This window comes from Leifsonia sp. PARNA 1/14, assembly GCF_055720965.1.
In genome coordinates, this window is the sequence record NZ_JBVQSP010000007.1 from 96,973 (window position 1) to 115,053 (window position 18,081).

An 18,081-nucleotide genomic window follows, 5' to 3' on the forward strand; every position below is an offset into this window, starting at 1 on the left:
GCGGGCCGATGGTCAGGCTCGGGCTCGTCTCCGTGCGGGAGGCTAGGGTTGCGGTAGTAGACATCTGCATCGATTCTCCCAGAAAGCGTGCTGATACATGGCCGAGAGCCCGGAAGCTGTGGAAGATCGCGCCGGACGTCGGCGTGTGGAGGACGATGCCCGCTCCCGCGGCATCCCGGTGCGGATCGTCGAGCGGCCGGCCGCCCGCAGCCTCGAGGAGGCCGCGGGACTGCTCGGCATCGAACCGGCCGACATCGTGAAGACGCTCGTCGTCAAGCGCAGCGACGACACCTTCGTGTTCGCGCTCGTGCCCGGCGGGCGCAAGATCTCCTGGCCCAAGCTGCGCGCCGTCCTCCACGTCAACAAGCTCCAGCTGCCCGACGCCTCGGTCGCGTTCGCCGCCACCGGTTACGAGCGCGGGACGATCACGCCGTTCGGCAGCACGACCGCGTGGCCCGTGATCGCCGACGAGACCGTCGCCGGCCGCACCGTCTCCATGGGCGCGGGCGAGCACGGCTACTCCCTCTTCGTCGACGCCGATGCGCTCCTGGCCGGCTTCGCCGCCACCGTCGCCGACATCACCGACCCCGAGTAACGGCAACCATTCGTCCCGACACGCCGCCCCGGACCCAGCACGGACGGCGTGTTGGGACCACCAGTTCTTCGGGGTTGTGGATAACGGCGAGAGCGCCTCGCGGGTGGGCAAGGGTGTGGGGATGGTGCAACCACGACCGCTTCCGGTTCCGCTCGGGAATCAGCCGTTCTCGACTGGACTCGCCCAGTGCGCAGGGGTGTCGCGCTCACGACTGAGACGCGGAGATCTCTCCGCGCCCTTCCACGGCTCACGGGAGGCGGCCTCCAACACGGCGATCGACGTGGAGTCGCGCTGTCGTGCATACCTTCCCGTGATGCATCCGTGCGCATTGTTCAGCCACTCGACTGCAGCCGAGCTCTACGGACTTCCCCATCCGGTAGCGGACGACTTCGCACTGCACGTCACCACGATCCATCCAGTCCGGGCGCCGAAGGGGCGAGGCGTCGTCGGCCATAGCGTCGTGGGCGAACGCGAGCGATGCGTTCTCCGCGGGCTGCCTGTATCGACACCGGTCGAGGTATGGGTTCAGCTCGCTTCGCTCGTGACGACCGACGAACTCGTCATCATCGGCGATGCGCTTACTCGGCGCACGGCCCCGTACGCCGGGGTCGACGACCTCGAGTCCGCCGTTGCGGACGCGGCAGGACGTCCCGGAGTCGCTCGGTTGCGCGATGCGATCACCTACGTGAGACCGAGAACCGATTCTCCGATGGAGACGCTGCTCAGGCTCGCCATCGTCCGGACAGGCCTGCCGGAGCCATCCGTCAACCATATGATCCGGGGACACGACGGCCGTGTGATCGCCCACGGCGATCTGGTCTTCTTCGCCGAACGCGTCGTCGTCGAGTACGACGGCGACCATCACCGAACAGACCGAGAGCAGTACAGGATAGACATCGACCGGCTGTGGAGAATCGAGTCGCTCGGATGGCGCGTCATCCGCATCAACCGCACCCACATGCGCGACAACGCACGCGAAGCCCTCTACCGAATCCGAACAGCCCTATCCATTCGTCCCAACACGCCGCCTTGGCCGAGGCGCTGACGGCGTGTTGGGACCAATCGTTCAGTGGGACGGGAGGGCGCAGGAGTCGCCGTCGCAGGCGGCGGCGGACGGGTCGCCGAGAGGCGTGAGGAGCGGGCTGGGCGCCGTGGGCGCTGTGGCGGCCTCGGCGTTCATGCGCCGACTCCGGCAGCGCCGGCGACCGCGGTCTCCGCCGCGGCGCGCTCGGACCAGACCTGCTCCAGCGCCTGTGCGAACGTCGCCGACTCCTGTGCGCCCGAGACTCCGTAGCGGCCGTCGATGACGAAGAACGGGACACCGTTGATGCCGAGCTCGGCAGCCGTGCGCTGGTCGTCGCGCACCGCCGCGAGGTACTCGCCCGACTCGAGGGCCGCCCGCGCGGCGTCGCGGTCGAGGCCGACCTCCGCAGCCAGGTCGACGAGGTCGGCGGCGCGGCCGACGTGGCCGCCTTCTACGAAGTACGCGCGGAACAGGCGCTCGGCCAGCTCGAGCTGCATGCCGTTCGCCTTGGCGAAGTGCAGGAGCTCGTGGGCCTTGATCGTATTGGTGTGCTTCAGGGCGTCGAAGTCGTAGTCCAACCCGACGGAGGACGCGATACCGGTCACGCGGTCGAGCATCTGGTGCACCTGCTCGGCCGGCATGCCCTTGTGGCCCGCGAGGAAGTCGACCTCGGTGCCGTCGAAGTCCACCGGGGTGTCAGGCGACAGCTCGAACGAGTGGTACTCGACCTCCACCGCACGGCCGTCGCCGGCCTCCGCGAAAGCGCTGCTCCCGCTCTCGAAGCGGCGCTTTCCGATGTAGCACCACGGGCACGCGATGTCTGACCAGATGTCGATCTTGATGGGTTCGCTCACGACAATGGCCAACGCTGCAGTGCTGCAGTTATTCCGGAGTCAGAGCGCCACGTCGTCCGGCGTGTCCACCGCCCCGCCGAACCGCCGGTTGCGGCGCGCGAAGATGTCGACCGCGTTCCACAGGTCGGTACGCGAGAAGTCGGGCCATAACGTGTCGAGGAACACCATCTCGGCGTAAGCGCTCTGCCAGAGCAGGAAGTTGCTGGTGCGCTGCTCCCCCGAGCTGCGCACGAAAAGGTCCACGTCGGGCATGTCGGGGATGTACAGGTGGCGCCGGATGGTCTTCTCCCCCACCGCGGACGGCTTCAGCCTCCCGGCGGCGACCTCCTCGGCGATCGTGCGCACGGCGTCCGCGATCTCGTTGCGTCCGCCGTAGTTGACGCACATCGTAAGAGTCAGCACGTCGTTGCCGGCCGTCATCCGCTCCGCGAACTGCAGCTCCTTGATCACCGACGACCACAGCCGCGGCCTGCGGCCGGCCCAGCGCACCCGCACGCCCCACTCGTTGAGCTGGTCGCGGCGCCTGTGCAGCACCTCCCGGTTGAACCCCATCAGGAAGCGCACCTCGTCGGGCGATCGTTTCCAGTTCTCGGTCGAGAACGCGTACACGCTCAGGTGCTTGACCCCGACCTGGATCGCGCCCGCGACCACGTCGAGCAGCGCGGCCTCGCCGGCCCGGTGGCCCTCGATGCGCGTCAGGCCTTGGCGGTTCGCCCAGCGGCCGTTGCCGTCCATCACGATGGCGACATGCTCCGGCACCGCCCCGGCGGGGAACGCCGGCGGGTGGATGCCGGTCCAGTCGAGCGGGCGGTACTCGACCGCGTCCGGGTGCGTGTAGGGCTTGGGACTCATCCGCTCGCCTTCTGGTCGTGCTGAACGTGTTGCAGGGAGCGCAGGCCGCGCTCCAGATGCCACTGGGTGTACGCGGCGACGAGGCCGTTCGCCTTCGACCGGGTGCCGTCGTCCGACGCGTCGGCCATCGCCCAGTCGCCGGTGAGCAGTGCTCCGAGCAGGGCGATGGTCGCCGGGTCGATGCGCGGAGCACCCTGAGGCGCGCAGTCGTCGCACACGACACCGCCGAGTTGTACCACCACATGATCGTGCGGTCCCGCGGCGCCGCACCGCGAGCAGTCGAGGAAGCTCGGCGCCCAGCCGGCGAGCGACAGCGCACGCAGCAGGTAGGAGTCGAGTGTGAGCTGGGGGCCGTGCTCGCGACGCGAGAGCGACCGCAGCGCCCCGACCAGCAGGAGGTACTGCTGCAGCGACGCCTCCGCATCCGTCAGCCGGTCGGCGGCCTCTACCATCGCGTTGGCGGCGGTGTAGCTCGCGTAGTCGTCGGCGATGAGGGTGCCGTATGCGCCGATGGTCTCCGCCTGCGTGACGACATCGAGCGAACGGCCCTCGTACAACTGCACGTCGGCGACCATGAACGGCTCCAGCCGCGACCCGAACTTCGACGCCGTGCGGCGCACGCCCTTGGCGACGGCACGGATCTTGCCGTGCTGCCTGCTCAGCATCGTGACGATGCGGTCGGCCTCGCCCAGCTTGTGGGTTCGAAGCACGACGACTTCATCACGATAGACAGGCACCCCTCCAGTATCGCGCCTCATCCGCCCCGCCCTGCTCAGAACGGCCCTTCGGGCGTGATAGAAGTGACGGGTGACGACCGCCGCCTTCTCGATCCCGCTCTGGGGCGACCTGGTCGCCGTCGGCGTCGGCAGCCTCCAGGGCGCGATGTTCGCCTCCGGCTTCCGCGACCGCCGCCTCGACCTGCTCGGCGTCGCGATCATCGGCGTGGCGACGGGCGTGGGCGGCGGCCTCCTGCGCGACCTCCTGCTCAATGTCACCCCGGTCGCTCTGCAGTCGAACTGGTATCTGCCCGCGACCGTCGTGGCCGCCCTGCTCGGGATGCTGCTGGTCCGGCTGTTCCGCCGGCTGGATCCGATCATCACCTTCCTCGATGCGCTGACGATCGGGCTCTTCGGCGCGATCGGCGCCACGAAGGCCCTGTCGCTCGGGCTTCCGGAGGTGCCTGCCGTGTTCGTCGGGGTCGTCTCGGCGGTCGGCGGGTCGATCCTGCGCGACATGCTGCTGAACCTCCCCATCGCGCTGATGCACGTCGGTTCGCTCTACGCGGTCGCGGCGGGCGCTGGGACGATCGTCCTGGTGCTGCTTGTCGATTTCGGGACGCCGTTCACCGTCGCTGCGGTCGTCTGCGTCGTGGTCACCCTCGTCATCCGGCTGCTGGCCGTGCGTTTCGGCTGGAGCCTGCCGGAGCAGCGCGAGCTCGGGAGGCTGCGGGCGCCCCGGTGGATGGCGTTCGGGTTCGGGAGGCGGCCGAGCGTCGAGCACACGAACGAGCGCACCGATACGGGCGCGATCCCGCGTTACCGCATCGAGCGGCCCGCGGACGACGGAGGAGATCCGCCCGCGTGATCGTCTGAAAGGCGGTCAATGGAGGAGATCCCGGCGCACTGCACCGGGACCTCCTGCGTACGCGGCTCAGGCGCCGACGAGCTCGGCCTCTGCAGCGTGGCCGGCCGATGCGCGCACCGCGCGATTGACCGCCGACACGACCGCCTTGAACGACGCGGTCGTCGTGTCGCCGTCGATGCCGACGCCCCACAGGCGCACGCCGTCGACGTCCAGCTCGACGTAGGCCGCGGCCTGCGCCGACTCGCTCGCCGACAGCGTGTGCTGCGAGTAGTCGTAGAGGTGGGCGTTGATGCCGCGGGCGTTCAGGATGTCGAAGAACGCGGCGATCGGGCCGTTGCCCTCCCCCGTCGCCTTCGACACGGTGTCACCGTCGCGCAGAGCGACCGTGAGAGTGACGTGCTCGCCCGTCTCGTTGGTCGTGCTCGTGCTGCCGAGCTCGAACCGGCCCCACTTGGCGTCGGGGTTCGAGTCGGGCGCCGGCAGGTACTCGTCCTGGAAGATCGACCAGATCTCGCCGCTGGTCACCTCGCCGCCCTCGGCGTCGGTCTTGGCCTGCACGACGCCCGAGAACTCGATCTGCAGCTTGCGCGGCAGGTCGAGGGCGTGGTCGCTCTTCAGCAGGTAGGCGACGCCGCCCTTGCCCGACTGCGAGTTCACGCGGATGACGGCCTCGTAGCTGCGGCCCAGGTCCTTCGGGTCGACGGGCAGGTACGGCACCGCCCAGACCAGATCGTCGACCGAGACGCCCTCGCGCTCGGCCTGCGCGGCCATCGACTCGAAGCCCTTCTTGATCGCGTCCTGGTGCGAGCCGCTGAACGCGGTGAAGACCAGGTCGCCGCCCCACGGGCTGCGCTCGCCGACCGGCAGCTGGTTGCAGTGCTCGACGGTCCGCTTGATCTGGTCGATGTCGCTGAAGTCGATCTGCGGGTCGATGCCCTGGGTGAACAGGTTGACGCCCAGCGTGACCAGGTCGACGTTGCCGGTGCGCTCCCCGTTGCCGAACAGGCAGCCCTCGATGCGGTCGGCGCCGGCCATGTAGCCCAGCTCGGCGGCGGCCACGGCGGTGCCGCGGTCGTTGTGCGGGTGCAGCGACAGGATCACGTTCTCGCGGTGGTTCAGGTGGCGCGACATCCACTCGATCGAGTCGGCATAGACGTTGGGGGTCGCCATCTCGACGGTCGCCGGGAGGTTGATGATGACCTTGCGCTCGGCGGTCGGCTCGAAGACCTCCAGCACCTGGTTGCAGATGTCGGCAGCGAACTCCAGCTCGGTGCCGGTGTAGCTCTCGGGTGAGTACTCATAGTAGATCTCGGTGCCCGGGACCAGCGACTCGAACTGTCTGCAGAGCCGCGCGCCCGACAGGGCGATGTCGATGATGCCCTGCTGGTCGGTGCGGAAGACGACGTCGCGCTGCAGGATGCTCGTCGAGTTGTAGAGGTGCACGATGGCCTGCTTGGCGCCGACCAGCGACTCGTAGGTGCGCTTGATGAGATGCTCGCGCGATTGCGTCAGCACCTGGATGGTGACGTCGTCCGGGATGGCGCCCTCTTCGATCAGGCTGCGGACGAAGTCGAAGTCGGTCTGGCTCGCGGACGGGAAGCCGACCTCGATCTCCTTGTAGCCCATGCGTACCAGCAGGTCGAACATGATGCGCTTGCGCTCCGGGCTCATCGGGTCGATGAGGGCCTGGTTGCCGTCGCGCAGGTCGACGGCACACCAGCGCGGCGCGGCCGTGATGCGGTTGGCGGGCCAGGTGCGGTCGGGCAGCTCGACGCGGATCTGCTCGTGGAAGGGCCGGTACTTGTGGATCGGCATGGCGCTCGGCGCCTGGGTGTTCTTCATGGTCTGTCTTCTCCTCGCGGTGTGGTGTGGAGAGCCAACGACGAACTCCGCGACGAGGGAGGCCCGGAACTAGGACTCGTCGCGGCAGCTAAGGAGGAGCAGACCGTACACAGAAACCACGGTACCACGCGCGGCGATCACCCGCGTCCCACCGCCAGCGCGGCCGCTTGCCGCATCGAGAGATCGGGCAGATACGCGCGCACGAGGCCCACGCCGATGGCGGGCAGAGCGACCGGGTCGGGGTAGGCCATGATCAGCGGGTGCAGCTCCGGCTGGAACTTCTGCTTGAACTTGAGCAGTGACCGGAACCCATAGACAGGCTCCAGGGAGGTGCTGAGGTAGCCGAGCACACGGTCCATGCCGCTCTTCGCGTCATCGGGCGTGCCGGCCGTGTGCGCCAGCGGCGCTGCGGAGAGGCTCATGAACTCGATGCCGTCCTCCTTCATGCGCGTCGCGGCCTCGGCGATCAGGAACTCCATGACGCCGTTGATGCTTCCGGGGCGGCGGCGCATGAAGTCGAGCGTCCAGCCGACGACGTGGCCGTCCCGGTAGCTCGGCAGCCAGGAGGTGACGCCCTCCACACGGCCGGCCTCGTCGACCGCGAGCATGAGCCGGACGGCCGGGTCGTGGAGCTCGTCGAGGCCGCCGAGCGTGAAGCCCATCTCGGGGAGGTCCTTCTCGGCGACCCACTGCTCGGAGATGTCCGAGAGCTGCACGGCGGTGCTCAGCGGCAGCGCGGCGAAGGTCGTCCACTCCGAGCGGATGCCCGCGCGCTGGGCGCGGTTGATCGAACTGCGGACGTCCTGCCACTTCTTGCCCGTGGTCGCCCACTGCTGCGGGCGGATCACGGTCTCCTCCGCGACCGTCATCGTCGACCAGCCCATGCGGTCGAAGAGCGGCTGGTACTCGGCATCGACGCTGTAGAAGACGGGGATCCAGCCGCTGTCGTCGCAGAAGCGGGCGAAGCGCTCGATGATCCCGTCGTGCTCGCTCTGCGGCGCGCCGAAAGGCGCTCCGGTGGTCAGGGCCACACGACCGACGACCCGATAGGCCACCGCTCCCCCGCTCGCGGCGTCGAACCAGTAGGTGTTGCCCGGCCAGGTGGCCATGAACGAGATCGCGTCGCCGCCTCCGCGCTCGAGGAGGCCGCGCACCCGGCCGGCGTCGCCGCTCGACCGGCGCCACGCGCCGCGCCCGAACATGAAGGGCACGGCCGCGACGATCACGAGGAGCCAGAACACCGTGCCGATGTTGTGGTAAACGATGGTGGCCAGCGGTGTGGTCGGCAGGTACTGAACAGGCTCGCGGCGGAGGAAGCTCACGGGGATGAACCGCTCGAGTACGTCGTTCAGAAGGTCGCTGACGTCGATCGGCCGCGTGAAGCCCGTGTCCTTCTGCAGCCAGCCGACGAGCACGTAGAGGGCGATCAGTCCGATGCCCGTCAGCGCGACGGTCAGCGCGTATCTCCGCACCGAGCGTGCCGTCGCGAGCACGGTGAAGTGCCGCCGGTACACGACGAGCAGTACCGCCATCACCGCGGGCACCAGGGCCGACAGCGCGAGGATGACCGTGACCTCCCAGTACCGCGGCGAGACCGTCGGTCGCGCGTCGGCGAACGGGAGGATGCCGAAGTACAGCGCGGAAAGCACCGCGAGCAACGTGTTGACCGCGACCGCGAGCCACACCGCGAACCGTCGCCCGCGAAGCAACCCGTAGGCCGCGACGAGCAGAGCCAGCAGCGGGAGAACCGAGATCAGCACCGGCCCGAACCCGTTGATCCGCTCGAGGGTGAGGTCGTGGACGCAGTCGCGGGTGACCGCGAACGCCTGGCAGCGCTCCAGCACGCTGCCCCGGTCGGGCACGTCGTTCGAGAACAGCAGGCCGATCGGCGACAGCATCCCGAAGCGCGACTGGGTCAGGAGGCCGATCACCGGGCCGAGCGCGGTGATCGTCACGGCGGACGCGAGCAGCACCCGGACCTCGTGATGCGAGCTGCGGAGCCAGCCGGCCCTCCGCTCGTGCGGTCGCAGCAGCACCCCGAGCCCGAAGCCCGCGAACACGGCGAGCAGACGGTAGAGGTCGGCCGGCAGCCCGGAATAGAGCAGGTACATGATCGCCACGAGCAACGTGATGACCCGGATACGGCGACGCCAGAGCGTGCCGGCGAACGCGCTGGCGGCCATGATCGTCCCGGCGATGCCGGTGAAGACATCCAGAGCCACCAGGTGGTGCACGTTGCGCGACCACATCTCGCCGGTCTGCGAGCCGAGCAGCTGGAGGCCGACGCCTGCGGCGATGCCGACGGCGGAGGTCGCCACGAACGCGAGGGCCGTGCGCCAGGTGCCCATCAACTGCTCCGCGGCGCCCACCAGCACGACCGTCAGCACGAGCACCACGATCAGTTCTGCGAGGTTGTCCGTGAAGAGGACGGCGGTGATCGGTGACCACCAGTGACCGTCGAGCAGTTGCTGGGGCCCGGCGCCGAACCAGACGCGCAGTGGTCGGTGCGGCCCGTGGATCGGGCCGGTCACCAGTGCGAGCAGGAGGATCAGCACTGTGAGCCCGGTAGTGAACGGGTGGCTCGCGACGAGTCGGCCGAACCGTCGCAGCGTGCCCCGGAAACCCGAGGCCGGGGGCGCGGGAGGCTGTGAAGGAGCGGGAGGCTGTGAAGGCGCGGCATCCTGCTGCGGGCCGGCGTGCTGCCCCGGCCCGGCTTCGTGGCCCATGGGCGCTCCCGCTCCCCCTGTCGGCGTCCCTCCCGCGGTCAGTGCGTCGTTCACGGAGCCAGCCCCATCTGCGCGGCGACCGCAGGGAAGCCGTTCGTGAGTGTGTAGCGCACCGTGTTCCAATCGTGGGCCGTTCCCGGCGAGATCAGGAGTTCGCTGCGGATGCCCGCTGCGAGTGCATCGGTGTGCAGCGTCTTCGCGAAAGCAGTGTACTTGGCGTCGTTCTGGCCGGCTCCGAACACGATCAGCGAGTCGGCGTACGGCGCGTGCGCCTTCATCGCGGCGGCGGGCTGCGCGGCCGCGAACGCGGACGCCGAGTCTCCGAAGGCCGTGGCGATGGTCAGCGCCTCGTTGCCGAGGGTCGGCCCGAGTTCGCTGGAGGACGCGAGCGCCGATCCGAACAGGTCGGGGCGCTGCGTGGCGAACTGAACCGCGCAGGTCGCGCCTTGCGAATAGCCGAACACGCCCCACGCCGCCGGGTCGCTGCTCACCCGCAGGTGCGTGGTGACCCAGTCACGGACGTCCTTCAGCAGGTACGTCGCGGAATTGCCGTAGGCGCGCGAGTCGACGCACATCGGATTGCGGCCGGGGCCGCCGAGCTGGTCGGGTGCCACGACGATCGGTGCGTAGCCGTTGTGCTTGGCGGCGAAGGCGTCGAGGTAGGCGCCGACGCGGCCGGCCGTGAACATGTCGGCGGGCGCACCCGGCTGGCCCGACAGGGCGTAGAGCACCGGCAGCGCGGGCGGGTTCGGTCCGAGCGCGACCGGTGGGAGGTAGATCGCGGCCTTGCGCGCGGGGAACCCGCTGACCGTCGCCGGGATCTTCACCGTCCCGATCTCGCCCTTGGCCGGCGGGTCAGCCTGGTTCGTCGAGGACGACCAGGCTGTGCCGGTGACGACCTCCCCGCGCTCGGCGTGGAGGTCGAGGGCCTTGTACGGCACGACGCCGAGGGCGTCGTTCAGGTTGCGGTACTCGCCGAAGTCCACGTTCACGCCGGCGAAGGCGGTCAGCAGGAACACCGGGATGCTCACGGCGGCGACGACCTTCCGCCACCAGCGCGACCGGAAGAAGTTCGCGATCGCGAGCGCGACGCCGCCGAATCCGAGCGCAACCCACATCGTCGTCACAGGGGTGAGGCCGACGCCGAACAGGTTCAGGACATCGTCGGTCAGCCAGACCAGGAACCAGCCGAGAAGGCCGCCGCCGACGAACGCCAGCACACCCGCCAGCACCCGTCGCCACGTGGGGCGGACGAGCAGATAGAGGGTGAGGAGCGCCGCGATGACGTCGACGGTGATGAGGAACGGCGGTTTGTCGATCCTCAGGGTCATGAGCCAGTTCAGGGCGGTTCCTCTCGGCGGTGCAGGACGAGGTGCGGGACGCGGCGGCGCGGTCGGGGCGCCGGTCACTCAGTATCGGGCACTCAGCCTGCGGAGAGCTGAGGCTTGATGAGCGTTCAGGAAACCTGGAGGCCGTCAGTCGACCGCCAGTGCCTCCACGGGCGTGACGCGGGTCGCCCGCCGGGTCGGCGCGACGGACGCGCCGACGGCCAGTACGGCCGCGGCGATCACGATCGCACCGATGAACGGCCACGGCACGGCGGGCGCGATCAGCCCCGCCCCTGGCAGCTGCCCGAGCAGCGTCTGCGCGCCCACCCACCCGTAGAGCGTGCCCAGCAGCAGGCCGCAGACGACGGCCGCGACGACGAGTTGCGCGCTCTCGGCGAGGATCATCCTGCGCACCTGAACCGCGCTGAGTCCGAGAGCCCGCAGCAACCCGAGCTCCCTGCGCCGCTGGAGAACGGCGAGCGACAGGCTGTTGACCACGCCGACGGCGGCGATCACCGCCGAGAACCCGACCAGGGCGCTGAACACCAGCATCGTGACCGTGAGCACACTCTCAGTGCCCTGATACAGCTCCGGCTCCTGAGCGGCAGCAGCGCGGATGATGACGAGCCAGGTCTGGGTGGCGACGACGAACATGGTGATCAGGGTGACGCCGATGACGAGGCCGATCGCGGTCCGCGAGCTCCGCTCCGGGTTGCGCAGCGCGTTCGCCGCGGCCAGCCGCGTGGCGGCGCCCCGGCCGAGCAGCGAGCCGATACCGCGCAGCACGGCCGGGAGGAACAGCGGCGCCGCGACGATCACACCGGTGAACGACAGCAGGCCGCCGAGCATCGCGATCAGCACGCCGTAGCGGCCGAAGTCGGCGAGCACCGCGTCCGCGCGTGCGAACAGACCGAGGCCGAGCGTGAGCCCGAACCCGAGCAGCGCAGCACCCGGCACGATCAGCAGCAGAGCGGCCGCGACCCTGCCCCTGCTGCGCAGCCCGCTGGACGGCCGTTCCTCCGCGGCGCCGAGAGCCTCCACCGGCGCCACGCCGAGCACCCGCCTGCTGCCGATCCAGGAGGCCGACCACGTCGTGAGCACCACCACGACGGGCGGCGCCAGCAGCGACGGCGTGAGCACCGGGTACAGGGTGTCCGGTAGGACGCCGGCCCACACGAACGCGCGGACAGCGACGAAAGCGAGGACGACGGCGACGACGCCGCCGGAGGCCGCGCCGATCACGCCGACCGTGAAGCCCTCCCCCGCCACCGACCGGCGCTGGGCGCGGGCGGTCGAGCCGAGGAGGCGCAGCAGGGCGATGGTACGGGTGCGGCCGGCGATGACGGTGGCGAAGGTGTTGGTCGTCACGATGGCGCCCACGAAGACCGCGATCACGAAGAACACGCCGGCGACCAGCGCGAGCGCGAACTGGGCGGACCCGTGGCCGCCCACCTCGGTCGTGGCGATGTACGCGCCGAGCACGTTCGTGCACGCCAGCAGGGCGACCCCGAACGCCGAGCTCAGCGCAGCGACCAGGATGCTCGCCCGGTGATCCCGGGCGTTCGCTCGGAACGCGCGGATCACGCGCGCGCCTCCATGCCCAGCATGAACGCAGAGATCTCCTCCGCGGTCGAGCGCTCCCGCTCGGCGATCACGCGCCCATCGGCGAGGAACACGATGCGGTCGGCGTAGCTCGCCGCCACCGGGTCATGGGTGACCATCGCGATGCTCTGCCCGTGGAGGCGGGACGCCACCTGCAGCACGCCGAGCACCTCGCGCCCGGTGCGCGAGTCGAGGTTGCCCGTCGGCTCGTCGGCGAAGATCAGATCGGGCCGGGTCGCCAGAGCGCGCACGATGGCGACGCGCTGCTGCTGGCCTCCCGAGAGCTCGTGCGGGCGGTGGGTCAGGCGGTCCTGCAGCCCGAGCGATTCGATGAGGGCGTCCGTCCACTCGCGCTGCACGAGCGAGGGCCGACGGCCGTCGATCTCGAACGGGAGCTGGATGTTGGCACGGACATCGAGGGTCGGGACGAGGTTGAAAGACTGGAAGACGAAGCCGACGCGACGGCGGCGGAGCACCGTCAGCTCGGCGTCGCCCATCGCGCTGATCTCGGTGTCGCCCAGGAACACCCGGCCGCTCGTCACCGAGTCCAGCCCGGCCATGACGTGCATGAGCGTGGACTTGCCCGAACCGCTCGGTCCCATCACGGCGGTGAACCGGCCGGCCGGGATCCCCACTGTGACGTCATCGAGCGCGATGACCCGGTTCGGGCCGGATCCGTAGGTCTTCGTCGCCGCGTCGACGCGCGCGACCATGGTGGAAGGAGTGTCCATGCCTCCACGTTAGAAATCGACGGGCGGGAGGGGATCCGGCTGCAGGGTCATCCTCTGTCCGACCACAGGATGATTCGGCGGGTGATCCGCGGCGCGATTCAACCGGCGTCGCCGCCCGTAGGCGTGGTGAGCCCGTGCTCGAACGCGTAGACGACCATCTGCACGCGGTCGCGCAGGCCGAGCTTGGACAGGATCCTGCTGATGTGCGTCTTCACCGTCGCCTCGCTGAGGAACTCCGAGCCGGCGATCTCGGAGTTGCTGAGGCCGCGCGCCGCCAGCGCGAAGATCTCCCGCTCCCGGCCGGTGAGGGAGGCGAACTCCGCCGGCTCCTGCTTGGAGCGCTGGCTGTCGGAGAAGTACTCGAACAGCTCGCGGGTGGCGCCCGCCGCGATGACGGCGCTCCCGGCGTGCACGGTGCGGATCGCCGCGAGCAGGAACTCCGGCTCGGCGTCCTTGAGCACGAACCCGCTCGCCCCACCCCGGATGGCGCGGGCGGCCGCCTCGTCGAGGTCGAAGGTGGTGAGCACGATGATGCGCGCGGGCGTCCGGCCCTCACGCTCGGCCTCCTCGACGATGCGGCTGGTCGCCGCGATGCCGTCCATCACCGGCATCCGGATGTCCATGAGCACCACGTCGGGACGAACCTCGCGCACGAGCGCGACGCCCTCCCGGCCGTCGGAGGCCTCCCCCGCGAACTCCAGATCGGGCTGCGAGCCGACCAGCATCCGGATCCCGGCACGGAACAGTGCCTGGTCGTCGACGAGCGCGACCCGGATCGGCGCGCTCACGCGCGGACTCCCGAGACCACGGGCAGGAAAGCCTCCACCAGGAACCCGTCGGCGGCGGGACCCGCGGTGAGCGTGCCTCCCGCCAGCACGGCGCGCTCGCGCATGCCGGGGAGGCCGTGCCCGATGCGGGGCAGTGATCCTGTGGTCGTCGGTTCCGGTGATACTGACTTCATGCTGTTCCTCACGGTGATGGCGATGCCGGGTGCGCCGTCGAGGCGGCCCGCCTGGGCGAGCACGACGGTGACCGGTCTGCTGGTGTCGCCGTGCCGGAGGGCGTTGGTGAGCGCCTCCTGCACGATGCGGTAGGCGGCGATCTGCTGCGCCGAACCGAGCCCGTCGAGCCGGCCGCGTCGTTCCATCGTCACGGGGAGTCCGGCGGCGCGGACCTGTTCGACGGTGTGGTCGACGTCGGCGAGCGACGGCTGCGGTCCCTCCGGCTGGCTCTGCCGCAGCTCCGCGAGCAGCACCCGCACGTCGACGAGAGCAGACCGCGCCGTCGCGGCGATGGTCTCCAGTGCCGTGTCGACGGCGTCGGGGTCGGCGTGGCGTGCGTACCGCGCACCGTCGGCCTGGGCGATGACCACGGCGAGCGAATGCGCCACGACGTCGTGCATGTCGCGGGCGATGCGTGTGCGCTCCTGCTCGACGACCACGACCTCCTCGGCACGGTTGCGGTCGAGCTCGGCGGCGATCTGCGCGTGCCGCGAGGCCCGGGCGTTGCGCCAGGTGCGCACCAGCAGGCCGAGCACCCACGACAGCCCCAGCACCGTTGCGCTCACGACGAACAGGAACGCGAACTGCAGCGCCAGGCCGGTGAGCTGCGTCGACAGCAGGTCGAAGTAACCCTGACCGAGGGCGGACGTCAGGGTCAGGTACAGGGATGCGACCAGCGCGCCGATCCCCGCCGAGATCAACCCCGCGTAGCGCACGACCTTGTCGCCGTAGAGCGCCGTCGCGTACAGCACGATCAGCACTGCGAGGTCGCTCACGAGGATGTTGTGCCCGGTCGTCATCTGCACGACGGCGGCGAGCCATGCAATGGCGAGGGAGACGGCCGGAGACATCCGCCGCAGTGCGACGGCCACCGCGAACACGATCAGCACCAGGAATGTGGACCGGCCGCTGGCGTTCGGCATCAGGCTGGAGGCGAAGTCGGCGATCAGGCAGAAGAAGACGTAGGCGACGGCGCCGCCGATGTCGAAAGTGAGTTGGGGCCGGGTCAGCCGGCGCACGAGCCCGGGCTCGTCGTCGCCCTCCTTCAACGGGGCGGCGCCGGACGAGGCGAGCCAGACCAGCACCGACGGCCTGGCCGAGTTCGACGCCGCCGAGGCCGACGCGGAGGCCACGCGCTGCCGGGCCACCAGGAAGCCGAGCAGCCAGGCCGTGACGAACACCACGGCCAGCAGCAGGCTCATCATCAGCAGCCCGACACCCTGGCTGGTGTAGTAGCCGCCGATCACCGGCCCGAACTGCGGGAACTTCACCTCGCCCCGCACGGTGAGCAGGAAGGCCTCCGCAGGCGCCCAGAGGATCGCCGACGCGAATGCGAACCACCGCGACACCCGGCCTCCGTGCGACGCGATCCCGAAGATCGCGATCACGACGGCCGTGGTGGCGAGCAGGCGGTGCGGCAGCGGGAGCGAACCGCCCTCGGTGAGCTCCGCGATGACCGCGAGCCACGCGATCTCGAGGGCGACGACGGGCAGCACCCGCGACAGGGCGACGGCCGCGCAGTACAGCAGCGCGGCCAGAGCGCCGGCGAGATCGAACGGGAGGCCGGTCAGCAGCCACAACCCGAAGAGCACGACGGCGAGAGCAGGCTCGAGCACCCAGCGGTGTGGGGCGAGCGCGCTCAGGAGCCGCGAGCGATCCGACATGCTTCTACGGTACGGGCAGGCGCCGGTCCGTCCCGCATCCAGCAGGACCAATCATCCTTGCGATGTACGCCCCCAACGCCTCAGAACCCCAGGCGGCCGAGCTGTTTCGGGTCGCGCTGCCAGTCTTTCGCGACCTTCACGCGCAGCGAGAGGAACACCTTGCGGCCGAGCAACTCCTCGATCGGCTTCCTGGCCTCTGCGCCCACATCGCGGATGCGCGAGCCGCCCTTGCCGATCACGATCGCCTTCTGGCTGTCGCGCTCCACGAACAGATTGGCGTAGACCTCCACGAGGTCTTTGTCGTCGCGCTCGATGATGTCGTCGATCGTCACGGCCAGCGAGTGCGGCAGCTCGTCTTCGACGCCCTCGAGCACGGCCTCCCGGATGTATTCCGCGATCCGCTCTTCCAGCCCCTCGTCGGTGATGGCGTCGTCGGGGTAGAGCGGTCCGGGCGATTCCGGCAGCAGCTTGAGCAGCTCGGTCGTGAGCGTGTCGAGCTGGATGCGGCTCGTAGCCGAGATCGGGATGATCGCCTCCCACTCGCGCAACGCGGAGACCGCGAGCAGCTGCTCGGCGACCTGCGTCTTGCCCGCCGCGTCGATCTTGGTCACGATGGCGACCTTCTTCGCGTTCGGGTAGTCGTCGAGCTGCTCGTTGATGAACCGGTCGCCCGGCCCGACCTTCTCGTCGGCGGGCACGCAGAATCCGATCACGTCGACGTCGCCGAGCGTGGACTGCACGAGCGTGTTCAAGCGCTCGCCGAGGAGCGTGCGCGGACGGTGGATGCCCGGCGTGTCGACCAGCACCAGCTGGCCGCCGCGCTGGTGGACGATGCCGCGGATGGCGCGACGGGTGGTCTGCGGCTTGGAGCTCGTGATCGCCACCTTCTCGCCGACCAGGGCGTTGGTGAGCGTCGACTTGCCCACGTTGGGCCGGCCGACGAACGAGACGAATCCGGCGTGGTAATCGGTCACCTGCGGGCCTCCTTGTGTTTGATCTGCTGCGGTTCCGGCTCGGGCAGGAGCGCCGTATCCCGCTCCACCAGCACCGTGCTCACGTGCTTGTGGCGGCCATCGATCCGGTCGACGGTGAACCGGAGGCCGTGCACGGCGACCGTGGACCCGACCTCCGGCAGGCGCCCCAGGGCCTTCGCGACCAGACCGCCGACACTGTCGACGTCCTCGTCTTCGATCTCGAGGTCGAACAGCTCGCCGAGATCGTCGATCCCGAGCCGGGTCGCGACCCGGTAACGGCCCGCGCCGAGCTCCTGCACGAGAGCGACCTCGTGGTCGTATTCATCCGAGATGTCGCCGATGAGCTCCTCGATGAGATCTTCGAGCGTCACCAACCCGGCGATCCCGCCGTATTCGTCGACGACCATCGCGAGATGGTTCTTCTCGCGTTGCATCTGACGCAGCAGGGCGTCGGCCTTCTGCGACTCCGGGACGAACAGGGCCGGTCGCGCCAGCTCGCCCATGGTCAGGGTGTCGGAGGCGAGGGCGCTCTCGAAGCTGAGCTTGGCGACGTCTTTCAAATAGAGCACGCCGGCGACGTCGTCCGGGTCGCCGTCGATGACGGGCATCCGCGAGACGCCGGTCGAGAAGAACAGCCCCATCGCGGTGCCGAGACCCGCCGAAATGTCCACCGTGATCATGTCGGTGCGCGGCACCATGACCTCCCGCACGACCGTGTCGCTGAACTCGAAGATCGAGTGGATGAGCTCGCGGTCGTCCTCCTCGAGCACGTCGAACTCGGTCGCCTCGTCGACGATGCTGAGCAGCTGCTCCTCGCTCGTGACCGGCGCCGAGCGCGCCCGGGAGGGCGTCACCCTGTTGCCGAGCGCGACCAGCCCGCCCGGGATCGGGCCGAGGATCACGCGGATGCCGCGCACGAGCGGCGCGGTCAGCCGCAGCAGCACGGTCGAGTTCGCCCTCCCGACGCTGCGCGGGCTCGCGCCGACCAGCACGAAGGAGACGCCGGTCATGATGGCCGCCGACAGGATCAGCGAGATCCACCACTCTTCGAAGGTCTGCTCGAACGCGAGCGTCACGAGCACGGCGGCGGTGGTCTCCGCGATGATGCGGCTGAAGTTGATCGCGTTGAAGTACGGCCCCGGGTCTTCGGCGATCGCGGCCAGCGACTTCTTGGCGCGAGAGGTCTCCGCAAGGTCGGCGATGTCGCCGCGCGACTGCACGGCGAGTGCCGAGTCGACCGCGGCCATCAGGCCGCCGAACGCCACCAGCACGAAAGCGACGACGAAGAACAGGGTCGCGAGCAT

General features: G+C 69.7%; 15 protein-coding genes. 3 read left to right on the top strand and 12 right to left on the bottom strand.

Annotated elements, in window-relative coordinates; translation table 11 throughout:
• Positions 1 to 97: 97 nt before the first annotated feature.
• Positions 98 to 595 carry an aminoacyl-tRNA deacylase gene (locus AC0HS0_RS17725; protein WP_472965463.1) on the top strand — a complete coding sequence of 166 codons (498 nt, stop codon included), beginning with the start codon at positions 98 to 100 and terminating at the stop codon, positions 593 to 595.
• A 541-nt stretch (positions 596 to 1,136) separates the two neighbouring features.
• Positions 1,137 to 1,640 carry an endonuclease domain-containing protein gene (locus AC0HS0_RS17730; protein ID WP_472965464.1) on the top strand — a complete coding sequence of 168 codons (504 nt, stop codon included), beginning with the start codon at positions 1,137 to 1,139 and terminating at the stop codon, positions 1,638 to 1,640.
• 131 nt (positions 1,641 to 1,771) lie between these two features.
• Here the strand turns inward: AC0HS0_RS17730 and AC0HS0_RS17735 are convergent, their stop codons facing one another.
• From AC0HS0_RS17735 to recO, 3 genes are read right to left on the bottom strand one after another with little or no spacing between them, the layout of a single operon-like run.
• Complete coding sequence (locus AC0HS0_RS17735; protein WP_472965465.1) at positions 1,772 to 2,473, bottom strand: DsbA family oxidoreductase; 702 nt, start codon at positions 2,471 to 2,473, stop codon at positions 1,772 to 1,774.
• A 39-nt stretch (positions 2,474 to 2,512) separates the two neighbouring features.
• Complete coding sequence (locus AC0HS0_RS17740) at positions 2,513 to 3,325, bottom strand: isoprenyl transferase (RefSeq protein ID WP_472965466.1); 813 nt, start codon at positions 3,323 to 3,325, stop codon at positions 2,513 to 2,515.
• Complete coding sequence (gene recO / locus AC0HS0_RS17745) at positions 3,322 to 4,062, bottom strand: DNA repair protein RecO (RefSeq protein WP_472965467.1); 741 nt, start codon at positions 4,060 to 4,062, stop codon at positions 3,322 to 3,324. Before recO ends, AC0HS0_RS17740 begins: the two co-directional genes overlap by 4 nt.
• A 70-nt stretch (positions 4,063 to 4,132) precedes the next feature.
• Here recO and AC0HS0_RS17750 point away from each other — a divergent pair, with 70 nt between their 5' ends.
• Positions 4,133 to 4,909 carry a trimeric intracellular cation channel family protein gene (locus AC0HS0_RS17750; RefSeq protein ID WP_472965468.1) on the top strand — a complete coding sequence of 259 codons (777 nt, stop codon included), beginning with the start codon at positions 4,133 to 4,135 and terminating at the stop codon, positions 4,907 to 4,909.
• Between the two features lie 66 nt (positions 4,910 to 4,975).
• Here the strand turns inward: AC0HS0_RS17750 and leuA are convergent, their stop codons facing one another.
• The 9 genes from leuA to AC0HS0_RS17795 form a co-directional block, all read right to left on the bottom strand.
• Positions 4,976 to 6,751, bottom strand: coding sequence for a 2-isopropylmalate synthase (leuA, locus tag AC0HS0_RS17755; RefSeq protein WP_472965469.1), 1,776 nt, complete (start codon positions 6,749 to 6,751; stop codon positions 4,976 to 4,978).
• A 137-nt stretch (positions 6,752 to 6,888) separates the two neighbouring features.
• Complete coding sequence (locus AC0HS0_RS17760) at positions 6,889 to 9,531, bottom strand: bifunctional lysylphosphatidylglycerol flippase/synthetase MprF (RefSeq protein WP_472965470.1); 2,643 nt, start codon at positions 9,529 to 9,531, stop codon at positions 6,889 to 6,891.
• On the bottom strand, positions 9,528 to 10,808 hold the full coding sequence (locus tag AC0HS0_RS17765) for an alpha/beta hydrolase (RefSeq protein WP_472965471.1): 1,281 nt from the start codon (positions 10,806 to 10,808) through the stop codon (positions 9,528 to 9,530). The genes AC0HS0_RS17760 and AC0HS0_RS17765 overlap by 4 nt, the downstream gene beginning before the upstream one ends.
• A gap of 144 nt (positions 10,809 to 10,952) precedes the next feature.
• Complete coding sequence (locus tag AC0HS0_RS17770) at positions 10,953 to 12,389, bottom strand: ABC transporter permease (protein WP_472965472.1); 1,437 nt, start codon at positions 12,387 to 12,389, stop codon at positions 10,953 to 10,955.
• Positions 12,386 to 13,138 (bottom strand): ABC transporter ATP-binding protein, encoded by a 753-nt coding sequence (locus tag AC0HS0_RS17775; protein ID WP_472965473.1) that lies wholly within the window; start codon positions 13,136 to 13,138, stop codon positions 12,386 to 12,388. Before AC0HS0_RS17775 ends, AC0HS0_RS17770 begins: the two co-directional genes overlap by 4 nt.
• Positions 13,139 to 13,236: 98 nt before the next feature.
• Positions 13,237 to 13,926, bottom strand: coding sequence for a response regulator (locus AC0HS0_RS17780; protein WP_472965474.1), 690 nt, complete (start codon positions 13,924 to 13,926; stop codon positions 13,237 to 13,239).
• Complete coding sequence (locus tag AC0HS0_RS17785) at positions 13,923 to 15,803, bottom strand: sensor histidine kinase (RefSeq protein WP_472965475.1); 1,881 nt, start codon at positions 15,801 to 15,803, stop codon at positions 13,923 to 13,925. The genes AC0HS0_RS17780 and AC0HS0_RS17785 overlap by 4 nt, the downstream gene beginning before the upstream one ends.
• 80 nt (positions 15,804 to 15,883) lie before the next feature.
• Positions 15,884 to 16,777, bottom strand: a complete 894-nt coding sequence (era, locus tag AC0HS0_RS17790) for a GTPase Era (RefSeq protein WP_472965476.1) — start codon at positions 16,775 to 16,777, stop codon at positions 15,884 to 15,886.
• Positions 16,774 to 18,081 carry a hemolysin family protein gene (locus AC0HS0_RS17795; RefSeq protein ID WP_472965477.1) on the bottom strand — a complete coding sequence of 436 codons (1,308 nt, stop codon included), beginning with the start codon at positions 18,079 to 18,081 and terminating at the stop codon, positions 16,774 to 16,776. Before AC0HS0_RS17795 ends, era begins: the two co-directional genes overlap by 4 nt.